At 30.1% G+C, this 21,812-nt stretch carries 22 protein-coding genes and 2 pseudogenes; 13 read left to right on the forward strand and 11 right to left on the reverse strand.

The window, feature by feature from the left end:
• Positions 1–140, reverse strand: a pseudogene (locus BR50_RS13090) (DUF6075 family protein); the annotation flags it as partial.
• A gap of 99 nt (positions 141–239) precedes the next feature.
• Positions 240–816: pseudogene (locus BR50_RS00430) on the reverse strand (tyrosine-type recombinase/integrase).
• A gap of 288 nt (positions 817–1,104) precedes the next feature.
• Here BR50_RS00430 and BR50_RS00435 point away from each other — a divergent pair.
• The 3 genes from BR50_RS00435 (at position 1,105) to BR50_RS00445 (ending at position 3,234) form a co-directional block, all read left to right on the forward strand.
• Complete coding sequence (locus tag BR50_RS00435; RefSeq protein ID WP_143298392.1) at positions 1,105–1,548, forward strand: hypothetical protein; 444 nt, start codon at positions 1,105–1,107, stop codon at positions 1,546–1,548.
• Between the two features lie 233 nt (positions 1,549–1,781).
• The gene (locus tag BR50_RS00440; RefSeq protein ID WP_034545089.1) at positions 1,782–2,189 is read left to right on the forward strand and encodes a VOC family protein; all 408 of its coding nucleotides are present in this window, start codon (positions 1,782–1,784) and stop codon (positions 2,187–2,189) included.
• Positions 2,190–2,697: 508 nt separating this feature from the next.
• On the forward strand, positions 2,698–3,234 hold the full coding sequence (locus tag BR50_RS00445) for a hypothetical protein (RefSeq protein WP_034545091.1): 537 nt from the start codon (positions 2,698–2,700) through the stop codon (positions 3,232–3,234).
• 107 nt (positions 3,235–3,341) lie between these two features.
• On the opposite strand, the gene BR50_RS00450 is transcribed toward BR50_RS00445, so the two are convergent.
• Together BR50_RS00450 and BR50_RS12940 are read right to left on the reverse strand one after the other, a co-directional pair.
• Positions 3,342–3,752 (reverse strand): hypothetical protein, encoded by a 411-nt coding sequence (locus BR50_RS00450; protein WP_034545093.1) that lies wholly within the window; start codon positions 3,750–3,752, stop codon positions 3,342–3,344.
• Between the two features lie 47 nt (positions 3,753–3,799).
• Positions 3,800–5,602, reverse strand: a complete 1,803-nt coding sequence (locus tag BR50_RS12940) for a DNA cytosine methyltransferase (RefSeq protein WP_081884459.1) — start codon at positions 5,600–5,602, stop codon at positions 3,800–3,802.
• 82 nt (positions 5,603–5,684) lie between these two features.
• Between BR50_RS12940 and BR50_RS00465 the strand changes: the two genes are divergently transcribed.
• Together BR50_RS00465 and BR50_RS00470 are read left to right on the forward strand one after the other, a co-directional pair.
• Positions 5,685–6,899, forward strand: a complete 1,215-nt coding sequence (locus BR50_RS00465) for an HNH endonuclease signature motif containing protein (RefSeq protein WP_034545095.1) — start codon at positions 5,685–5,687, stop codon at positions 6,897–6,899.
• Between the two features lie 21 nt (positions 6,900–6,920).
• Positions 6,921–7,577, forward strand: coding sequence for a hypothetical protein (locus BR50_RS00470; protein ID WP_034545097.1), 657 nt, complete (start codon positions 6,921–6,923; stop codon positions 7,575–7,577).
• A gap of 266 nt (positions 7,578–7,843) precedes the next feature.
• Here BR50_RS00470 and BR50_RS00475 read toward each other — a convergent pair whose 3' ends face one another.
• A complete protein-coding gene (locus BR50_RS00475) occupies positions 7,844–9,160 on the reverse strand; it encodes an IS1380 family transposase (protein WP_034545099.1) in 1,317 nt (438 codons plus the stop codon).
• Between the two features lie 194 nt (positions 9,161–9,354).
• Between BR50_RS00475 and BR50_RS00480 the strand changes: the two genes are divergently transcribed.
• Positions 9,355–9,711, forward strand: a complete 357-nt coding sequence (locus BR50_RS00480) for a hypothetical protein (RefSeq protein WP_034545101.1) — start codon at positions 9,355–9,357, stop codon at positions 9,709–9,711.
• Between the two features lie 205 nt (positions 9,712–9,916).
• Here BR50_RS00480 and BR50_RS00485 read toward each other — a convergent pair whose 3' ends face one another.
• Complete coding sequence (locus tag BR50_RS00485; protein WP_034545103.1) at positions 9,917–11,431, reverse strand: IS3 family transposase; 1,515 nt, start codon at positions 11,429–11,431, stop codon at positions 9,917–9,919.
• Positions 11,432–11,494: 63 nt separating this feature from the next.
• Between BR50_RS00485 and BR50_RS12690 the strand changes: the two genes are divergently transcribed.
• The 4 genes from BR50_RS12690 to BR50_RS13030 all read left to right on the forward strand — a co-directional run bounded on the left by BR50_RS12690 (position 11,495) and on the right by BR50_RS13030 (position 14,005).
• A complete protein-coding gene (locus BR50_RS12690) occupies positions 11,495–11,641 on the forward strand; it encodes a hypothetical protein (RefSeq protein ID WP_156097495.1) in 147 nt (48 codons plus the stop codon).
• A 285-nt stretch (positions 11,642–11,926) separates the two neighbouring features.
• The gene (locus tag BR50_RS00490) at positions 11,927–12,616 is read left to right on the forward strand and encodes a DUF5986 family protein (protein WP_034545105.1); all 690 of its coding nucleotides are present in this window, start codon (positions 11,927–11,929) and stop codon (positions 12,614–12,616) included.
• 24 nt (positions 12,617–12,640) lie between these two features.
• Complete coding sequence (locus tag BR50_RS00495; protein ID WP_034545107.1) at positions 12,641–13,813, forward strand: XRE family transcriptional regulator; 1,173 nt, start codon at positions 12,641–12,643, stop codon at positions 13,811–13,813.
• Positions 13,814–13,879: 66 nt separating this feature from the next.
• Positions 13,880–14,005 (forward strand): hypothetical protein, encoded by a 126-nt coding sequence (locus BR50_RS13030; protein ID WP_281247058.1) that lies wholly within the window; start codon positions 13,880–13,882, stop codon positions 14,003–14,005.
• A 76-nt stretch (positions 14,006–14,081) separates the two neighbouring features.
• Here BR50_RS13030 and BR50_RS00500 read toward each other — a convergent pair whose 3' ends face one another.
• From BR50_RS00500 to BR50_RS00520, 5 genes are all read right to left on the reverse strand, one after another.
• Positions 14,082–14,684: a recombinase family protein gene (locus BR50_RS00500; RefSeq protein ID WP_034545109.1), complete on the reverse strand. Its 603-nt coding sequence runs from the start codon at positions 14,682–14,684 to the stop codon at positions 14,082–14,084.
• A gap of 366 nt (positions 14,685–15,050) precedes the next feature.
• Complete coding sequence (locus BR50_RS00505; RefSeq protein WP_034545111.1) at positions 15,051–15,776, reverse strand: Fic family protein; 726 nt, start codon at positions 15,774–15,776, stop codon at positions 15,051–15,053.
• A 46-nt stretch (positions 15,777–15,822) separates the two neighbouring features.
• Complete coding sequence (locus tag BR50_RS00510; RefSeq protein WP_034545113.1) at positions 15,823–16,185, reverse strand: hypothetical protein; 363 nt, start codon at positions 16,183–16,185, stop codon at positions 15,823–15,825.
• Positions 16,186–16,236: 51 nt separating this feature from the next.
• Positions 16,237–17,073: a ParA family protein gene (locus tag BR50_RS00515; RefSeq protein ID WP_034545115.1), complete on the reverse strand. Its 837-nt coding sequence runs from the start codon at positions 17,071–17,073 to the stop codon at positions 16,237–16,239.
• A 1,089-nt stretch (positions 17,074–18,162) separates the two neighbouring features.
• Positions 18,163–19,320: a RepB family plasmid replication initiator protein gene (locus tag BR50_RS00520; protein ID WP_034545116.1), complete on the reverse strand. Its 1,158-nt coding sequence runs from the start codon at positions 19,318–19,320 to the stop codon at positions 18,163–18,165.
• Between the two features lie 390 nt (positions 19,321–19,710).
• Between BR50_RS00520 and BR50_RS00525 the strand changes: the two genes are divergently transcribed.
• From BR50_RS00525 to BR50_RS00540, 3 genes are all read left to right on the forward strand, one after another.
• On the forward strand, positions 19,711–20,235 hold the full coding sequence (locus tag BR50_RS00525; protein ID WP_143298393.1) for a hypothetical protein: 525 nt from the start codon (positions 19,711–19,713) through the stop codon (positions 20,233–20,235).
• A gap of 836 nt (positions 20,236–21,071) precedes the next feature.
• Entirely contained in the window at positions 21,072–21,257 is a 186-nt protein-coding gene (locus BR50_RS00535) for a hypothetical protein (protein WP_143062527.1), read from the forward strand.
• Between the two features lie 278 nt (positions 21,258–21,535).
• Positions 21,536–21,748 (forward strand): hypothetical protein, encoded by a 213-nt coding sequence (locus BR50_RS00540; RefSeq protein WP_034545121.1) that lies wholly within the window; start codon positions 21,536–21,538, stop codon positions 21,746–21,748.
• Positions 21,749–21,812 lie beyond the last annotated feature (64 nt).

Here is a 21,812-nt window from a genome sequence, read left to right on the forward strand (position 1 = left end):
AAATTAAAAGCTAATTCGACCATTTTTCTATTTCCACTACTAAAATCGACTTTCTCAAAACAATCTGTTTTAATCCAATGTTCCTCAAAATCATACAGGTTATCAATCTTTGCATACAGCTCTTTATTTTCACTAAAATAGTGAACAAAGCTCTCCGTTCATGATTTTCTGGGTTTGTATTATCTCTTTCGATTAGTTTATAATAGTTTTCATTTTCATTTTATCAGCTCCTAATTTTTTTATTTCCTGATGAAATCACTAGTTAAAAAACCTAAACGAAAGTTTAATAACGTTTCGCTGATTTCATCTTCATTGATTCCGATGTAGCGTTTCGTGATTTTCTCGCTGCTATGACCGAATATCTCCCATCAGAGTGGCTACGTCTTTAGTTTTCTTGTAATAGTGGTAGCCAAACGTCTTACGCAGCGTGTGCGTGCCTATATCGTCTCTTCCTAGCAGTGCAGCGACTCTTTGAAACATCTGATAGACTGTATTGACTTCCAAATGACCACCTTTAGTACTTGGAAACAAATAATTCTCTGAGTCTAAGTCTTTTGTGTACGCTTGGATCAAGTCCTGCAAACTACTCAAATACAATATACGCGTTTTTCCGGTTTTCTTTTCGACAATGCGGGGATTTTTTGAGGAAATCAGGTCTTTTTTCTTTAATTTAATGATGTCTGACATACGTAAACCGCTATTAATGCCGATCAAAAACAGAAAAACATCCCGATCTGAGTTTTTATTTCGCCTCAAACAGAATAAAAAGTCGTTTATTTCTTGCTGCGTTCTTAATGGTTGGACGTTGTAACTCATTTAAAAGCCCTCTCCTCTCACAAAATCGATACATGATTTTGTTTATTATACCACATAATCGTGTATTAGAGGTCCCTATAAAAAAAGAACCCTATTGGAATAGGATTCCGGATACCCGTTTTTATACAATTTCATGTATTGAAATAAATTAATTCCATTCTGATATAATCATTAGTAAATAAGAAATATGTCATGTTTAAAAATAAAACTGGTTACTTTAGACACAATCATACTAATCCTCGGAAAAAATCTGTAGGACATTATTTTTATGGGGGAAAACGGCTTAAAATGGAAAAGAATATAAAGAAAAATATAAAAGGAAACAAATATAAACGATTATTAATTTGGGTTAGTGAATCATCTACAGTATTTTCTTTTGTTACTAGGAAGGATGTGGGGATTAGTGAGAGATCAATAAGGTTAATAGAAAGTCTTACTGAGTTTTTAGTGGACTCTTATCCAACTAATGAATGGTTATCTAATGAGATTGTAGATAGTCCAATTATTGGTCATATTTACTTTTATGAATTAAACAAAACCACAAAAAATATTTTATTAGAAGTTTCCAACTCCTTATTTGATTGGGGAGATGACGCTTTGACTGATCTACCTGAAGATGTAGCTTTTTATGATGGGAAAAAGCGTCCTGTATTGCATGTTAATGGACACGAAAACTATGCTATATTAGAGGTTTCATCATTAAAAGAATATCTCAAACTAACTTTTTTATAAAATAAAGGTTTTCTAACGAAATTAATTCCTTTGTTAAATCTTCAAATAATTTTTTAAGACTGTAAAGTAGCATTGTACAAATCAAGAACCTTAATCTGCTAAATTTCCAACGTTTTTTTAGAGTAAAATAAGGTCTTTTATCCGTAAATGACTTTAAAAATAAACTAAACACCTACAATACATGATTCTATGTAATTTCATGTATTAAAATAATAAAAAAAGGAGTGGGGTTCTTGTCAAAAGGATTGCTTCATCATATTGAACTCTATGTTTCTGATTTAAAAAAATCTACTGATTTTTGGGGATGGTTTCTTGAGGATTTAGGATATCATTCTTTTCAAAAATGGGAAAATGGACAAAGTTGGAAATTGGAAGAGACTTACATTGTGTTTGTCCAAGTAAAAGAGCCTTTTTCAGATAATTCGTACCATAGAAAAAATGTAGGGTTAAATCATTTAGCTTTTTATGCCAGTTCACGACAACACGTAGATGATATGACTCAAAAACTAACAAACAAAGGAATTCCTATTCTTTATACAAAACAACACCCATTTTCCGGAGGTGGAAATCATTACGCGGTGTACTTTGAAGATCCAGATAGGATAAAAGTAGAACTTGTAGCTCCTGAACTATCTAAATAAATATATGTACTGTCGATTTAAAGTGTACCTATAGCCTACAGTTACAAGGTCTTGTTACTATTAAGATTTTAATGTCAAATACAAGTGTCGATTAAATGATTCAATAATGACAGATAATATAAATATTTATCATTCATGTGTGTTTACCAATAAATAAAATTGAGAACTACAATTTGAAAGAATAAAAAATAGTAAAAAGCAAATAACCAAGCGGATCAACCTATAGAAGCTCTATAATTTTATACGATAAAGAGATAGTAATTGTAGAATCGTATAGACCAAAATCTTAAGACTGTTACTATAAATATCGTTCTTACTATTTTTGATAAAAAATCAACATCTTCCACGAACCAATTCTTTATTTTTTTAATCAATGTAATCATCTCCTTTTAATATAGGATAATCAAACAGTGAAGCAATTAGAAATATTTATATTTGTAAACTAGTGTATTCTTTAAGGTAATGATATAATTATTGTAATAAAATAAAGTAAGAGGGGGTCCTTAAGGTGATAGTAATAGATGAGGTTCTTAAGAAAGAAGCTTTAAAGAGAACAGAAAATAGAATGAAATATAGTTTTAGAGAAGAACCTATTTCTCAACCGGGATATAAATATAGCATGATTTTAACAGCTGTTTTAGGAGAACTAGTTTTTGAAAAATATTTGAAGAGTAAAAAAATAAACTACCAACAAATTGAGAGCTCTGATTATGCTAGATATTTTCAGATCGGAAATTTGAAGTTAGAAACTAAAACATCAGCTTATTATAACTCGAAGGGATATAATAGACTAAATCTTTTATATAATGTGCGGGAGTATGACTATAATATTGATTTTAATATTCATTACGTCGTTCAAATGTTTATAAATGGAAAGATACCGAGTAATAAATTTGATATTGACGAATGCACTATAGGTCATATAACAGGTGGAGCAGAATTTAGCAGAATTCCAGAAATTTCAAATGAAGTAAACTATGATGTCCGAAGACCATGTTATGTAGTAGATTTAGATGATCTTACTAAAGTAGATGATATATTTTAATTGTTATATCAAGATGGTATAGCAATTAGAAGCTAGTAATTAAATCTAAAAAAGAGAATCTCTATTTTTAGTAGATATTCTCCAATAACAATATAAAGTATTATTTTTTAGTTATAAGTTAGTAAGAAATTAACCAAATTTATTTCATTTATTGGATTATTTAAAACAATTTTTCCAAGATGTAACCTTTCTTTATCAGTTCCAGAAAAACTTGAAAGAAGCCAATTATGTTTTATTTTAAATGTTAAAAGAAATAAACGCTTTTCAATTTTATTTACTAAACAGATAGCATAATGTAGTTTATGAGTATTTAGGTAGTAAAATAGTTCTCTTTCCATCATGAAATTATTATTATTCCCATATATTACTACAAGATTTAGCTTATTATTAACATTAAAAATAGTAGCTTCTCTCGAGTACTCAACTTCCTTATATTTAATATTCTCTTTTTTTAATAGTTCTATAATCTTCATATTAACACCTGTTTTAATAAGCTTAATTAGCGATAAAATGCTCATTAATCCTTTCTTTCTCTATGTTAAAAAATCTATGATTTTAAAGTAACTCAGTCTGTAAGGATCTTTTTTTTTTTGTTTTCTATTCTATCTATGGCAATATTATAATATTGTTCATCAAGTTCAATTCCTATGAATTTCCTACCATGCAAAATACTGGCTACGCCTGTCGTACCAGAACCCATAAATGGATCTATAATCGTTTGGCCAGGATTTGTGTGTATTTTTATAAGGTTTTCCATTAAATTCAAAGATTTTTGAGTAGGATGTGCTGTACGTTCTTTTCCTAAAACAGTGGGAGTCTTAAATTCAGGTCTTAAATAAGGATGGTTATCTGGTTTATTAAAGATCCATTTCGAACCCTTCTTAACTCCCCAGATAGCGAATTCAGTATCTTGCACATACCGTCTATTAATATTTCTAGGCATAGGGTTACTTTTTACCCATTTAATTACATCTTTAACTATTATATTATTAGCTTCCATTGCGTCGCAAATATAGCTAATATATCGGTAAGAACAAAATATAATAAAAGATCCATCTTTAGTTAATATTGATGAATATAGTTCAATCCAAGAATATAAATCAAATTCTTTATCCCATTCTCCAAAATCAATACCCTTTCTTTTAGCATTATTCATAGTGTCAAAGTTATTTTTTTTAGAAATATTATAGGGTGGATCAGTAATTACGTGATCAACTGTTCTTTTACTATTGATAAGTTCTTCTATTACTTTATAAGCATCTCCGTTATATAATTGATATTGATCAGTAAATATTGAGCTTCTTTTACTCAATGTGTTAATTATACTTTCACCTATAGCCTTAGCCATCAAAGGGGGAACAGCGTTGCCTATTTGAGTACATATTGCCGTTTTATTACCATAGAATCTAAATGTATCTGGAAAACTTTGAATTCTAGCAGCTTCTCTAGGCGTTATTGCTCTGTTCAAAAAAGGATGTGAATTTTTTCCATTAGATGGTGTATCGAATCTAGTATCAATAGTAGGACTAGGCTTATCCCACTCAAGTCTGCTCCAAGTAGTCTTAAATTTTTGTTTCCCATGGTACTCTTTGGGAAGATATTCTTTTCCTTTCTCAGGTGGAATCATAGATAGTTTTTTTAAAGCTAATTCACTATGATTAGTAGCTATATGATTATACAATTCATAACTATCTGTTCTCATTTTTTCTTGATAAGGTGAGCGAATTTCTCTTAAGTATTGACTATTTTCTTTTCCTTCCCCAGAATTTAAGTAGTCTAAATCTGAAATGGCATCTCTAACAGTATTTGAGATATCATTTTTCAAAGGAAAATTTAAGAGTTGTTTTTTATGAGCAAGTAATATAGCTCTTTTCCTTTTTTGTGGAACACCATAGTCTGAGCTATCTAGAACCTTATAATTTAAAACATAACCAAGCTCATTAATGTGCTTTTTAATCTCTTGAATAAAGTAACCATCTGAAGCAGTAAGCATCGTTTTTACATTTTCAATAATAAATAATTCAGGTTCTAAACGTCTTACAATATCTAAATATTCTAGAAAAAGGTAATTTCTAGGATCACTTAGTCCTAACTTTTTCCCTTTATTAGAAAACCCTTGACAAGGTGGCCCACCTATAATCATATTTACATTTAAATCTTTTGCAGATGTTATGATTTCTTCCTTTAGTGTAGAATGAAGTATATCTCCACAAATAGTTTTAGCATTTGGTATATTCTTTTTTAAAGTAAGAAGAGCTGCTTCATTGAAGTCTGTTGCAAGAACTGTTTCAAATTCTTTTAATTGATCTAGTCCATAAGAAAATCCACCCGCACCAGAAAATAAATCTAGTATTTTATATTTAAACAAAAATAATCACTCCTGCATTTTTTTTGAGGTACTGAAATTATAACCCTCAAAATAATAAATAACAAGAGGAAGAGGTATATTTATGAAATTACTTAGCGATATATTGAATAGTAAAAATTTACAGACCTTAAGTTTTGTTTTCTTTAACCTATCTGATGAAACAGAGAGCGGATTCAATTTGAAAGTCTTATATAAAACTTCTAAATTTGCGAGCATAGAATTAGATAGAAAAATCGTAGAAGAGAATAATAAGTTGTTAAAGGAATATACTGGTTTATCATTTGAATTAACTGGAGAATCTTCTCATAGGGCCACTATTGATAATGATATGAGTTTAGATAGAAACTCTATTTTAAGTTTAATTAATTCGAAGATCCAGCAATTAAGATTTGTTTATACAGATAGTGATTTTGGAAGAATAATAATAAATTCATTTTTCATCCCACGTGGTAGTATAGATTTAAATCGTTCATACTACTCTGTTGACATATTAAATAAGAATATTACTGAAGACTATATTGATAATTTGTTAAGCATATTAATGTCTCTTGAAGATATTAATCAATTAAATATTAATTTTAGAGAATTACAGCCAGAATTTATAGAAGGAATAAAAAGAAATACTCAATTAAGAATTAACTTAAAATGGTTTTACAATAGATACTACAAAGATTTCAAAAAAATTAACTTATATAAAGCGAATATTTTAGAAAATAAAAAAGAAAACATATCGTTATCAACATTCAGTAAAAAGTTTTCTTCAGGATTCATTGAAAGAGCATTATTTTATAAAGAAAGAATACTTGGACAAGAATTCTTATTTAAACAACTAACTAAAGAAACACTTAATAAAAAAATTGCTGAGCTGAGAAAAGTATTAGACTTTGATCAATTAGGAACTGATAATAGCATAAATTCAAAAGAATCTAGAAATAAAGCAATTGTTAATTTGGTAACTATTTCTCAACCAGATGAATGTTTTTCTTGTAAAAATAAATATAAAATAGAGAATCGTACTTTTAAAATTCGTGATAATAGCAGATACTATTTAGAATTGCATCATGTTATATCATTTGGTGCAGATAAGTCAGGAGATGTATTGGAGAATTTAGTTAAACTTTGCCCGTCTTGTCATAGAGCTTTAACACCTAATCGTGCTGAAGAATCCTATCAGAAAAAGATCATTACTGATATTTTAAATAATAGTTCTGAATCTAAAAAATATGTTTCTAACTTTGTTAAAGATTCAAGTAATATAGATCACTTAGTAGATTTTGTATATTCTAATCTGAAGTAGATAGTAAAGGAGCTACAAGCCATGGCTAATACTTATAACGATAATAAAAATAAGGTTACAGAATTAATGGCAATTCATCTGTTAAATAATTTAAATATAGCAGTCGAAAAAAATAATCAAATAGATTATAGCAGTGTAGATTTATTAGTGAAAGATGATATTAAAATAGATGTACAATACTCAGAAAGTCTTAGTAGTTATGGCGACTTAAGAGTCGATTTCATCTCAGCGTACAAATTTATAGATGGAATAAGTATTAATCATAAAGATCAGCTAGATATTTTTTCTGAATTTGAAAAGATAAATAATGTAAAAATAGCAAAAAAAGGAAAGCATTTTATTCCGGATTATTTGGATTATTTGATAGTATTTTTTTATAACAATAAATTAAATATTAGTGAATTCGATGAGAATAAATCAACTCTCATACAAGATAAAATTGTACCAGACTATACTTTAGTAATTAAATCAGATGATTTAAAAAATCATATACTAAGTAATCATGCTTACTATTCAAATAAGATAATTAAGAATACTAAAAATAAGCTGCCTGATCAACATGGTTCAGCATTTATACCTGTAAAGTTAGAACTATTAAGAGAGTCTAATATTGGATTTATTTATGAGAAACTGGATGTTGATGAAATCCAAATAAAAGACTACTTAAATCTTTTCTAGTTCATTTTGTTTCAACTTATTTAATAAAATAATACTCATAAACGTATAAATATGAGTGTTAGAATTATTCCTGAATGATTCATACTTTTAAGAAAATTAATAATTGGTGCATTTTTCACTTCTTTCAGATCATTAGTTTGATAGGTTTACTTATTTTACTTAAAATTTCCAAGTCACTCATTTTTTTGTCAGAAAATTAAGATTTTTAGGCATACTAATCCCTTGAAATTAGCCTTTTTTTTAAACTATTCCATTAGGTGTGAGTGCTACTGCCATTTGAAATGCTGAATATTCCGCAAGATTTTATGGAATAGTTCATAGTAAACGTGATAGGAACTGAGTTTTAAAAAGGTTTTTCGTCCAGAATGAACAAGTTTACCCGCTACTTTAAATAAGAGCAAACGAATAGTTGAAACTTGAAAACCTTTGGTTTCTTTCGTAAAACAAAGAGTACGCATAAAATTGACGATGTTGTAAGCTAGTACACTCACCATCATACGTGCATGATTTTCTAAAAAACGAGGACTGTCGGTTTTATCGAAATAAAATCCATTTTTGGCCTCTTTAATGTAATTTTCCATGGTGCCTCTTTTAGAATAGGTTTGAAAGGCCGCTTCTGCAGAAAGGTTCTCTGATAAATTGGTTATGATAAATTCATGTCGAGCAATCAATTCGGTTGCTTCGCGCGTAGATTTAATACAAATTCTTCGTGGATGTGTCCAGCTCTTCGCTTGATAGAGTGTAGAAGCGTAATGAACTTCTTTTTTATCCCAATCCTGCTGGTCATCTATCGATACAAATTGCTCAGCGATTTTTCCTAGGTTACGATTCGATTTCAATCGAATAACATAAAAATTTTGACGTTTTTCACACAGTTCATATAATTCAGGAGTTGCAAAACCACTATCTGCACGCACTAGAATAGAACATACAGGTACGGTTTCTTGGTAATGGTCAAAAAGTGGCCGGACAAAATCTGCAACACCATTGGATGTGTACACATTACCAGAACGAAGTTCTGCTTTCAAAAAGTCGCCGGTCAGGCCTTCAAAGGCAACAAGTGGATGATAGCCATTCGTTTGGTAATGGGCATTATAATCCGATTTCTCCTGATTGCCAAAGGTATCCGAATGTGTTGAGTCTAGATCAAAAATCATTTCAGTTGTATTACGAGCAGTACGTACTTTATCAATCAGGATTTGATTGACTTCTTGTAATTGGGAAATGTTTTCCTGACTTAACCGATCCCATAAACGAGAAATAGAGGGTTGTGAAGCGAGTTGCTCTTTAGCTAATAGGCTCTGGAAAATGGGATCTTTTGATAAAACGTCAGCCAAGGAATCCGTTTGATATCCAGCAATCAATTGAAAAAGAATTTGTTCAATAATTGAATGATTAGCATGGTTATAGTAAAGTCGATCATCGTTAATAGTGAGGGTTTGTTTCAAAATGTTAGAGAAATTAATGGTGTGCATGAATTCCTTAACTAAAATCAATCCGGAATCTGAGGATAAATTACCCCCAGAGTGAGATACCGTAATGTTTGAATTGAAAAGTAAACGATTTTCATGTAAAGTTGCCATAGAGAGAACCCCTTTCTTTGGTTATGTTTAGTCGCTTTAACCATAGCAGATTGGGGTTCTTTTTGCACACCCAAAGGGTGCTGATAAAATTAACTCAAACTAGCGTTAGAACAGTTTTTCCAGAGCGTTTCAGAAAAAGTATGAATTATTCAGGTTATTAAATGATAATAAATAGCATAGGAGGATATTTTAAAATGTCTTATGCAATAAAAATAGAAATAAAAAATAATTTAGTTATCTCGCGGACATTTGAGTGGAACGATTTAAGAGATATAATTATTATTGAAAAATATTTAGACGTAGATTCAGCAGATGTTAGATCATTAACAGATTCTATTGATGCTTGGGTAGATGATAAAGGGCTACTGAAAAAAGGAAACCTTTTGATTAGCTTAATCGTTAATGGAGAGAATCTTATATTTTCTAAAGAAATATTACTTTTAGGTTTAGATTATGAAACAGGAAAAACAAGAGGATTAAATAAAGAAGAGTTAAAATGGATAAAACATAATTTGTTTATATTAGATGATCCAATAGGCATAATAAAATAAACAAATAACTGGTATATATTATTAGGGAGCAATGAAATGAACGTTAAGAAATATATGCTTTCCTTTTTGATTGCTACTTCTCTTTTGCTAGGAGGTTGTAGTCCCACAGCAGACGCTATTGTTCTTCAAGATGATACGACAGAACCTGTTGTGTTTTGCAAGAACTTTGCACATAAGAGGGGATGCGGATGTTTTCTTGGACTGTTTAAGCAGCTAATCCTAAACTTCGTCTATACTGAAGAGGACTTATTCCACCTAATGACATTTTGATTCTCTTTTCATTATACCAATGAATATAATGGTCTAGACGTTCCATGAATTCGTCTATGCTGATGTCCTTCCAGGATACCCCGTAAAACCATTCATTCTTCAAGCGCCCAAAGAAGCCTTCACAGGCAGAATTGTCTGGAGAACAACCTTTCTTGGACATGGATTGTGTCAAACCGGAGGTTTTTATTCGCTCTATCCATCCTGGCCATCGGTAATGCGCGCCACGATCAGAATGAATAATTGGATGCTCATTAACTCCTAGTGTTTCTGCAGCGTTATCGAACATTGTATTGACTAACTTTGCGTTCGGTTCAGTACTAATTGTCCAACTTACGACTGCTCCGTCAAAACAGTCAATAATAGGTGACAAATAGACCTTTCCAGCAGGCATGCGAAATTCTGTAATATCAGTCAGCCATTTCATATTCGGCTTTTCTGCCTTAAAATTTCGTTGCAAAAGATTTGGGGCTGCTTGTGTAATCTCGCCAGCATAAGAACTATATTTCTTTTTCCGCGCTATTCTAACAGAAAGATTTTCTTCTCTCATCAGCCTTCTAACAACCTTTTCTGACAATAGGACACCCTTATTTTTCATTTCTGCATGCAGTCTACGGTAGCCATATCTTGCATCGTTTTCATTGAAAATCTCTGTTAGTAAAAGACGTTTTTCTTCATATTTATCTGTCAAAGTTAATTGATTTCTGTGATAAAAATAACTGCTTTTTGGTAGCTCTAATTGTTGAAATAAGCTCTTTAAAGGAAAATTGGTACGTAAGGCATTAACCAAAATAGTCTTTTCTCTATTTGTTAAGTTTATTGGATTAATGCCTGTTTCTTTTTTTATTAGAACAGCTGCTCTTTCAAGAATCTCTTTTTCCATTCGTAACTGGTAGACTTGTTTTTGCAGATCATCGACTTCTGAATTCAGTGTATCTACCGTTTGTTCAATAGGTTGTTTTAGCATGGTTAGAGGAAAATCCCTTCCGACTAAATCACTTTTCCAGTCATAGAGCGTCTTTCTACCAACACCTGTCTGTTCTGCGATTTTTTTGGCAGAAGTATTTCGGCTAAAGAGCCTGATTACAGCCTCTTTTTTCTGCTCTTGCGTATAGTTTAGCGCACTCCGTCGAATTTTACGAGCTTCTGGGGCTAATTCTTCACACCATTGTCTTAATGTTTCCCTGCCTGGATAGCCAAGCATTCGAACTGTCCGAGAATAATTCCGACCATATTCAAAGTAATGCTCAACAGCTATCTTTTTTTCTTTTAGAGTAAATTTAGTACCTCTAATAGATGAATCACGAAGTTCTCCATTTTCACAATATTCCTGATGCCAATTATATAAAGCTTTTGGAGAAGGGTATCCAAGTTTTTGAATAGTAGCTGCTAGTGAGTGTTCATATTTTATATATAATTTTACGGCTTTCAATCGTTCCTCATGAGAGTACATTAACATCCTCCTGACTCAATTTGAGTCCAAGTATTTGTCCGCATCTCCTGCTGGTAATTTATGGTGGCGGATATCATAGATACAAATAATAATGGAATGGTGACCATCAAAGAAGCAACAGAGGCTGGATTTTCCATGCCAATTAAGAAAGATCATTGGTTGTATATATATATGCGCGATAATGATGGTGACGGTATGGTTGGAGAATAAGAAAAGTACAAGTTTCAATTATATATATTATCTCTGGCTATTATTTTAGAAATAATCTAGAAATTCAAATAATAAAACCCACTATCTGACTAGGAATAGATAGTGGGTTTTAAATATTTAATGTAGAATATTCTAATATTATTATAAAATTTTTCTTTATAATTCCTATATTTTCATAAAGATGAAAATATAGACAAGTTACTTATGTATGAAAATGTTTAATTTGGTTGACTTTTATGATATAAAAGTCTAAAATAAGGTTATATTAAGATTGGAGATTAAATAGTGAAAACAATCGATATGAGTGAAGAAACAATTAAAACCATAGCTTCTATCTTAACGTCAAAAGATGATGAATCAATAGAGTTACATTTAAAATCAATAGGGAATGAAAATGCTACTGGTGTTGATAATAGTAAAGGTTTTGCAAATTGGGATTTGCGATACAATGAATTACTTAAACTCTCAAGCAATTTTTTAAAACCGATTAAGATCAAAAGAGGCTGGGAGTTTGTTGTATTATATAATCTTTCAAGTACTCAACTGTACATTTGTGTCAAAAAGAAAAGGTTAAACGAAGTAATGAAAAGTGACGATATGACGCATTACATTAAGTTGGCTAATTTACTAGGAATTGATCCTACTATAAAAGAAATGACTCCTCTTACTGAACAACTTGAACTTTTCGATAAAATTTATGCACAAGATGATAATTTATTAAGGATGGCAAAAAATATTTATAATTTGACTCCTTCTAATGTATTCATTTTTTCTTTCGATGATGGGTTTATTCCTTCCATAGAGGCTCTTTCGTTTAATGCTAATCAAGAGTTAATTTGGCAAAAAGATTATACCTATCTACTAGATAGCAATTATCAGGTTGATATTAATTCAGATGGAATAGATAGTGGAGAAAACGAAAGTAGTACTCCTTTAAAACAGAAAAAAAATATTGTTCGTTTAAAAAGAATCTAGGATTATATAAAAGAGGTTAAAATAATGAAAAAGATATTTAATGGAAAACGATTAAAAGAAGCTCGTCTTTATAATAAAATGACCATTACATCATTAGCTGAGCGTTTGGAGATTACTAAACAGTCGGTTTCTAAATATGAAACAGGGAAAACAGCTCCAAATTTTGAAAATTCTCTTCAATTATATGACATACTAGGATATCCCCGCGAGTTTTTTTACACACATGATTCATTTGAATACGAAACAGAGGGTACTTTTTTTCGATCACGGCTAACATCTACGCTCAAATCTAAGCAACCTGCTGAAATATCTATCAAATATACAGTTATTGTTCGAGATTTTTTAAGTCAATATATTGAATTTCCTAAATTGAAAAATAGGGAAGAATATTCAGATATAAATGATATAGAATTGGTATCTAAAAAAGTTCGTCAAGATATGGTACTAAACGAAAATCCGATACTAGATATTATTGAAACTGCTGAGTTAATGGGGTTTTCAGTGATAAATTCAGAATACAATGAAGAAAAAATAGATGCTTTTAGTAGCATGAATAAAATAAATGATAATGAATACTTCGTAATTACAACAGGAGAAAGTAGTTCTTTTTACAGACGACAATTTAGTATCGCTCATGAAATAGGTCACTGGGTTTTACATCAAGATCTCAATCCGCAAGAACTAGATAAAGAAGAATACAGGGAAATGGAAACTCAAGCTAATAAATTTGCTTCATGTTTTTTGCTACCTGAGAATGCTTTTCGAAAGAGTTTGATACGAAATGATGTTAATAACATCGAAACATACTATAATTTAAAAAAAGTTTGGAACGTTTCAATGGCTGCGATGATTAAAAGAGCATATGATTTAAATATTATAAATATAGAACAACAAACTAAATTATATAAGCAAATGAACTATAGAGGATGGCGAAATCCAGAACCATTTGATTTAGAAAAAAAACGCACTATCCCAGTTAGTTTTAAGCAATCAATTCATCTATTAATTGACGAGAATGTTTTACAGGGTCATGAGATACCAGTAAAACTTGCTGAAGAGTATAATCTCTACTTAACAAATACGATGCTAGCTCGAGTTTGTGGAGTTAACGAAGCTCTCTTCAAAAATAATAATGAATCTCAGGTAGTCATGAAACTTAAAGACTTTAGGTCTAGAAAAAATAATGAAATTGGATAGATTTAAGTGAATTTATTTTATTCAAAATTAGTACGTTATTATTAAATTATAAAGGAGGGATAAAATATGGTAAAACATACCGGTGGAAAAGTTGGAAAAGCGGGGGAAACTTTAGTTTCAAAAAAGAGTAGTAAACCAGCAAAATCAAAAGCAGGAAAAACTTTAAAACAACACCAAGATAAAAAGCATTAAGTTGATTAAATTTATTTAAGTTAATTAGAAATAAGTATTTCAAACTGAGAAACTGAAGATTAGAGCTCTTGAGTTACTAATCTTCAGTTTCTTTTACTCTGTCTTTAATGTCAGATAAAAGTTGTTTGTATTCTCTCTCCTTTATCTTTCTGTATAAGGATCCTTGAGAGATACCAGTAATTCGAATAATGTCTTTAACTGAATATCGTCCAGAATCATATAAGCCTAAAGCATCTTTTACCTTTTGTTTATCCATTGTCGGTCTACCTAGCTTCACACCACGTGCTTTAGCAGAGGCTAAACCTTCATTTACACGTTGTACAGTCAAATCTCGTTCTAATTGAGCAATCACTGCCATCATCTGAAACATGGCCTGGCCAGTTGGAGTAGAAGTATCTAGGTTTTCTTTCAACGATACAACTTCTACTCCTTGTTCTTTTAGCTCTTCAACAGTAGAAAGGATATCTAGTGTTTTCCTACCTAAGCGACTAATCGATTCAATAATAACGGTATCCCCAGATCGGACGCTATTAAATAAGGTATCTAATCCTGCGCGCTTCTTTTGCGTACCGGTAAATTTTTCTTGTATAAGTTTATCGTAACCAACTTTTTCTAAAGCATCTAGTTGACGATGAAGTTCTTGTTTGTCTGTCGATACTCTAGCATAAGCAATTTTCATCATTTCACTCCTTAACACTATTCCTTCTATATAATATATTGAAATAAATTCATAGATTAGTTTGTACAATAAAACTCTTTTTTATTATACCATTAACGTTTATAAATGTAAGGGTATTTGGTAATGATTATGGACATTTATTTTGGTAATGCGAGGAAAGTTGATTATGTAAGGTTTTTTGATTGTTTTCTTTTCTACAAAAAAAAGTTCCCAAAAACACTTGTTTTTGGACATGCTCTTATCCTTTAATTAATCTAAACCAAACATACTATACACACTTATGTACTAAAAAATTTGAAATGTTCTTAAAAAGCTTCTGAGAAGCACTAAAATAAAAGAAATTGAAGAATAATAGCTTAAAAAGCTCTATTCTTCAATTTCTTTTATTTTTTCTTGTTCCATATTTTGAAACGCGATCATTCGTTTAGTTTCTTTTTCTAAAGTATTTGTAGCAAAAGATAAGAAAGAATCAACGTCTTGAGTCGCTAATAGTTCAACATACTGTGACTTTGTTCCTTTTTCAATAATTAAAGGAGGGAATCCTTCTTGTAGTAAAGAATAGTTCATTATCATTCGGCCAGTTCGGCCAGTTCCATCTGAGAATGGATGAATCCGTTCAAATTGAATATGAGTATCTAAAATAGCTATTAGCTTATCTTCATTTGTTTGAACCTGTTCTAATCGATAGTTTAAATTATCAACTAGTTGAGTGATTAACATAGGTGTTTCTGTAGGAGAAGATGTTTGAAATTCAGCACCTAAAATCATATTTTCATTCTTTTTAAATTGCCCTTTATCGTATTGCAATCGATCCGTTAAGTCACCATGTATCTCTTTGATTAGATTAACAGAAAGCTGATCTCCGTTTATTAAATGAGTGATCATGTGATCAAACGCGTGCTTATGATTTTCAATTTCATAAAATTCTCTAACTGTGGCACCCGAACCGGTTGGTAAAGTTCCATTTACAATAATAGAAACGGTAGCTGGTAAAGAAATAGTGTTTCCTTCAATTCCTGCTGAATGATGAGCTAATCGTACTAGGATATCTTCAAAATAGTCACTAGTTATAGATTTGAAAAATGTATTCATTTAGCAACCTCCTAACTTTTCTAAAAAATTTAGTATTTTAGAATATTTACTTCATAGATTTCCGTTGATAAACTTCTATTAATGTTTTAATTTCTCTTCTTTCATCATTAGTTAAAGAAGCTTCGTAATTATCTAACAAGATATCTAACAATTCATTAACACTATCTAAACTAAAAGAAGTAACAAGAGCATTCAATCGATGTGAGGTATCTGCTGCGCAACGAATAGTTGTAGTTTTTAATTTATTTTTCTTAGTGGGAACTTCTTTATTTTGATTATGACTATTTTTTTGAGATTCATCGACTGTAAATAAACTTGAACGATTGAAAGCTTCTTTTGGCTTTACTTCTTCTTTTCTTTCCAAAAGATTCCGTTTACCCTTGTTTTTATTTAATAAATTATCTGCCATAAAACTACCCTCATTTTCAATTTAATATGATTATAAATTAATTTAAGATGGTTAATCTTTTTTTTGAGATTCAATTTCATCTAACCGATTAATCATTTCTTCTGTAACTTTTTTATAAAGTGCCATTACCCTCTTGTCATGTATATCATGTTTCCCCTCTAAATCAGAGTCAACTATTCCGATAATGTCATAACGTTTTAATCGTTCCATATTTTTCACTAAATTCTTAAAGAGGTTTTCTTCACCAAATTTTTCCTTAGCAGTATTAAGTGTTGCTTCATCTACCTTAGAATTATTTTTTAATAATACTGGAAGAACACCTAAAATATCAAAATTCGCATCATAATTATCAATCAATTCTTGTAAATAGCCTACATAAGCTTCAGCACCAATTAAAGAACGTTCTTGAGTTTGTAACACAATAATTGTGTAATCTGATGCTAATAATGCTGAATCTGTATATGTACTTAATGTTGGCGGAACATCTATCAGAATATAATCGTAATCATCTTTAATTTTATCAATTAATCCCTTCAAAAAAGTTACTCGCCCTAATTGACTATCAGGGAATTTTTTTTCTAAAAATAAAGGAAAAGATGTGAAATCAGCAAAACTAGGAAGTAAATATAAATTTTCTTTTATTTCTATAATAATATCAGATAAATCTTCATCAGCTATTGCTGACATTAATGTTTTATTGAATGTGACAACATCATTTGTAATTCGTTGTTTTGTACGTAAATACAAGGAAGTTGCATTTGCTTGAGGATCTAAATCAGCTAACAGAGTTTTGTATCCTAATTTAGACAACATGTATGCCATCATTGCACTGTTTGTTGTTTTTCCTGTTCCACCTTTAAAATTACCATAAGTTATGACTTTAGCCATTTCAGCCCCTCTTTTCTTTAATGTCTACAAATCTACATCTTATATCATACTGTTAATATATCATGCTATAACAAGATGTCAAACGTTAACAGTAAAAACCATCTACAAATCTACAAATCTACAAGTAGACGAATCTACAATAATGAAAGCTATTAAATCAACGTTAACAGGTAGTGTGTATACAAATCTACATGTAGATTTTTATTCTTATATAGGCTATTTCGCTTTAAAAATAAGATTTTACAAAAAAAAAATAGTGTAGTAAATTTAATTCAATTCAAAGATAACAATAAAATTAAATAAAAAAAAAGCCCTGTAGACGGCAATCTACAAGACAACTAACATTTCTGTTTACTCCGTTATTATACCAATATTTTTAATTATTGGTGATTAACAAAGGCTTTTTTTACCAACACAGGAGCCAAGCTGTGTGCGTGACAGCATTTAAGTAGACAGGTTAAACATTCGCCACTGCAATAAAGAATGTTAGGAACATCTAAATAGGGTAACTGTATCTCCTATTGTTCTGAATGGTGACTGCGACCGATTTAACGGCAGAGGCGGTAATCTCAGGCTGAAAGCCTGGTAGTCTAAAACAAAGCTTTTAGGGGAGATTTTAAAAGGGTTTTAGACGTATTGAGACAACAATACCGACTGATACAGTATGTGATAGTGGCTCCGCTTCGTCTCCTGACGTCAAAAAGAAAAATACATAATCCACATAGTTGTAACCTTAGTAAGCTGATCTTAATTTTAGCTAGACTAGGGTACAACTATGCTCAACACCACAAACATCAGCCCTCTGTCAGCATTCCGAGTGCCTTTTGTCAACGATTGATTAGAAATATAGGCGGAATAACTTAGTTGTATTGCTTAATCAATAGGATTAGGAAATCTTGCTAAAAATTGCGAAGGTGGAGCGCAGCGGTTACCGAGTGATTTCTAGCAACCAATTGACTATAGCCAATCAAAAAATAAATTGCTTAACTTTGCTTATAATAAGGACGTTTATATTATTATATCTTTACTTTATTCGTTAACACTGGAATTAGGTGTTTAATTTTCTTCATAAATATAGACTAAATATTTTTATATATTGTTGGTTTTAATAAATTTCATATAATCTTCTGCTGAAACTTTCAAATACTTAATAATATTTTTTTTATTTTCATCATAGTCTATCATATTGCTTTTTACATAAGAAATATGTTCAATTACACCATCTAATCCTTTATATTTTTGGATGGTATCATATAAAGGAAAAATTGTATTTGATAATCTAACCATAAAGCGTCTATCTAATATGTCTACTGATTCTATCAAATCATTTTTTACTAAAGTAATTACATACTTACTTTTCAGGGCGTTATCGTAGATTTCATTTTCTTCTTTTTCCGTTTCAGCTATACTTTTTTGCGCTTTTTTACTGTTATCTTTGTAAGGTAAAGGAACTTTTGGAGAAACTTTTTTGATATAAAATCTAATACCAACAATTTCACGTCCTGATTTAACTTTATCATACGAAAGATTAAAGTGAGTATGATTAGTTATTTCTTTTGTTGCAGTTTCTAATACTCTAGCTTCAAAATTTGGAAAACGAGTATAGCGATCTACAGTATTAGTTATTCTTCTAAGTTCTTTTAAATCAATGTATGGATTTTTTAGTTTCTCTAACTGATCTTCCCTGCGTTGTCCGTTATCTTTATACACTTCATATTGGTTATAAAACATTGATAACCATTTGTATAATATTACGCTGTATTTACTATTTAATTCCATAATATCGGTAATTAAATATTGTGTGAAATTTCTCTTTAAATCAATTAAATAGGGCATAATATCTTCTGTAAACTTAATTCTCACATTATCGTCAAAATCGTTCCATTCACTACTTGATATTGGAGAAATAATTTTATATTTTAACTTACCATATTCATTTTCTTCTTTTACTTCAAAAATAGATTGCTGATGTAAATTAGTTAAAGCTTTTTTGAAACGAAAATGTTTATCGTTATCATTCACTTTAAAAAAATCAAATAAAGTTGCTTTTGATATATGAACCGCATTGTCTTTTGGAGGATTTTCTATATCCAAACAAGAGACAGCTAATTCAAATATTTTTAAAGGGATTTTATCCATCTTTGCAACACTAGAAATTAAATCATTACTTTCTACTGCCTTCTTATTATATAAATCTTCCATAGAAATCACCTTTTGTGTTATATTTGGGGTGTATGTATCAAGCATAGGGTAACCGCCTTTTCTTTTTATTGGAAAAGAAACTCCGTCACGAGTTGGTTTTCTCTGTGTCTTTATTATAACACAATACAGCTACAATTGAACTATAAATGTATACTTATAGCACAGTTTTTTGTAGCTATATGGCACAGCTTTTAGTAGCTGTATAAACAGTTTTTTGTAGTTGTTTAATCGCTGTAAAGCTTCGTATACATAGATTTTTTTTCACGCAAAAGGATTAAAAGATCTAAAATATATAATTATAAGATTAAATACAGTTTTATAACTATTTAAAAATCTGCAGATAATGATAGCGATGTAATTGAATTAACTGAACATGAGAAAGAAATAATTAATGAGTATGATGATAACGAAATTATTGACGTGAATAATATGACCGTGGAGCAAAAAGAAGTATTTGAAAATATGATAATTCAAGCAGTTGCAGAAATGGATCTCCCTACTAGTGAAGATGAAGAATCTACAACCAATGAAATCATGGATTTTTTTAATTCAGATACAGAATCTTATGGTGATTTAGAAGAAACCACTGAAAATATCATTGAAGAAATTGATAGCAATCATGAAACTGTTTTTGATCGTTTTTATGATGGTATTTCTGGTGAAGAGGTTATTGCTGCTAGAAAAATTGTATCTGTTAAAGTATTAGGAACAATTTTAAATGTTGCCATTTCATTTGTTACAGGTGGGGCAATTAGTTGGTTTATAAGAAAATATGGTTGGTCTGTACTCGTTTCTCAAATCGGAAGTAGAGTTAGTGCCTCATTCCAGATAAAACGATATCAAGTATTAGCAAAAGGACTTTCTAAATCAGCAGTAGCAATCGCTAATCCAGGATTAACAATTGCTAAATTAATTGACAAGAATGATAAAAATATAAATAATGGATGGATAGACTTTTAAAAGGAGCGTTTAAATGGAATTCATTTTAATTTTTTTTGAAGAAATATTATCAGCTGTTTTAAAGATTAACAATAGAATAATTAAAAATTTTATTTTAATTATTTTATTGTTAATAATGTCCGTATTTGTTTTTTTTATGCTGTATATACTTATTGGGGCTATATTTTCGACAGTAAGTTGGATTATAAAGATAATCCTATTTGCTATATTTATTCCCTGCATGTATGTAATATATATAATTATTTTAAATGGCTATAGCGAATGGAAAAATTAATACCTCTGATGTTTCAATTGCATAGTATACTAAAATCCCAACCACATAAATGGTTGGGATTTTTTCTTGGTTGAGACTATGAACGAGTAGGGGATAGGAAGTTGCCTCTGTTTCGGAAGGTTACGACGAAAACAATTAAAAAATAGCCGATATACTGGGGGAAACGACAGTATCAAGATAAATAAAATAAATAGGTGCAATTGAGGTGGCTAAAGATGGACAAACCTTACTTTATGATTATACTTTTGTAGCCTTTGTTATTGGAGATATGGCTCGGTAACTGTATTTTAAAATTACCAGTAATATTAAACATAACAACCTTCCCCATTATCCAAAAATAGATTTCACTAAGTAAGAAGAACGCCCAACCTTATAAAATCACGGTTGGGAGAGTAGTCACTTTGTATAACGGATATTATGAAAATAATATTTATATTCAATCTATAAATGCAGGTGTAATTTTTTGTGAATTAGACTTAATTTGTAATGCAAAAAAAATTAATTTTGAGAAATGGTTTAGCGTATAAAATATTCTAAAGAGGGTGTATGAAAGATGATAAAAATGGACTACTCACACCAACCAAAAAGAGATATTCTTTGTATTGACGTTAATTCTTTTTTTGCTTCAGTAGAATCAGTAAAAAGAGGAATACACCCTTTAGAATCGTATATCGTAGTAATGAGCAATCAAGAATTAGAAGGCGGATTGGTTTTAGCAAGTGCTCCTAGAGTAAAAAAAGAATCTTGATTTAATAAGATTCTAAATACACTAATTTAAGCAATTTCATGTATCTAGAAGTATAAAAAAGAAGGGATTTTTGAAAGTATGTTAAAAAAACTGACTTATTCTACTAAAAAACTAATTGGAGCCGTATTTGATTTAATTTCTAGTGTTGTTATTGCTCTATTACCTTAAAAAAAACTAAATAGATAGTTGTAAGGCATTGATTTCATGAATTTTATACTGTCTTATATAACTATCTATTAAGTTATTATAGCAATCATACAGAAAATAGGAGGGATCAAATGATAAAATTATTTGGAAAAGAATACACATTAAATTCTCTACTTTATGTTTTTATTCTTGTGTGTAGCATTGTCATTATCTTTTTGAATAGCTTGTATTTTATTTTATTTAAGGAAAATATTTTTAACTGGAATATGGGACTGGGAATTATTTTATTTATCTCTTCGGTGCTAAATTTATTTTCAAAAAAGAAAAAAAACAGAAGAATCTAGCGTGTCTTTGACTAATTTTTTTTAAAATAATTACATAAATAAAAATAAAAAAGCAGAGGTCAAA

It is taken from the genome of Carnobacterium alterfunditum DSM 5972 (genome assembly GCF_000744115.1).
Taxonomy (GTDB): Bacteria; Bacillota; Bacilli; order Lactobacillales; family Carnobacteriaceae; genus Carnobacterium_B; species Carnobacterium_B alterfunditum.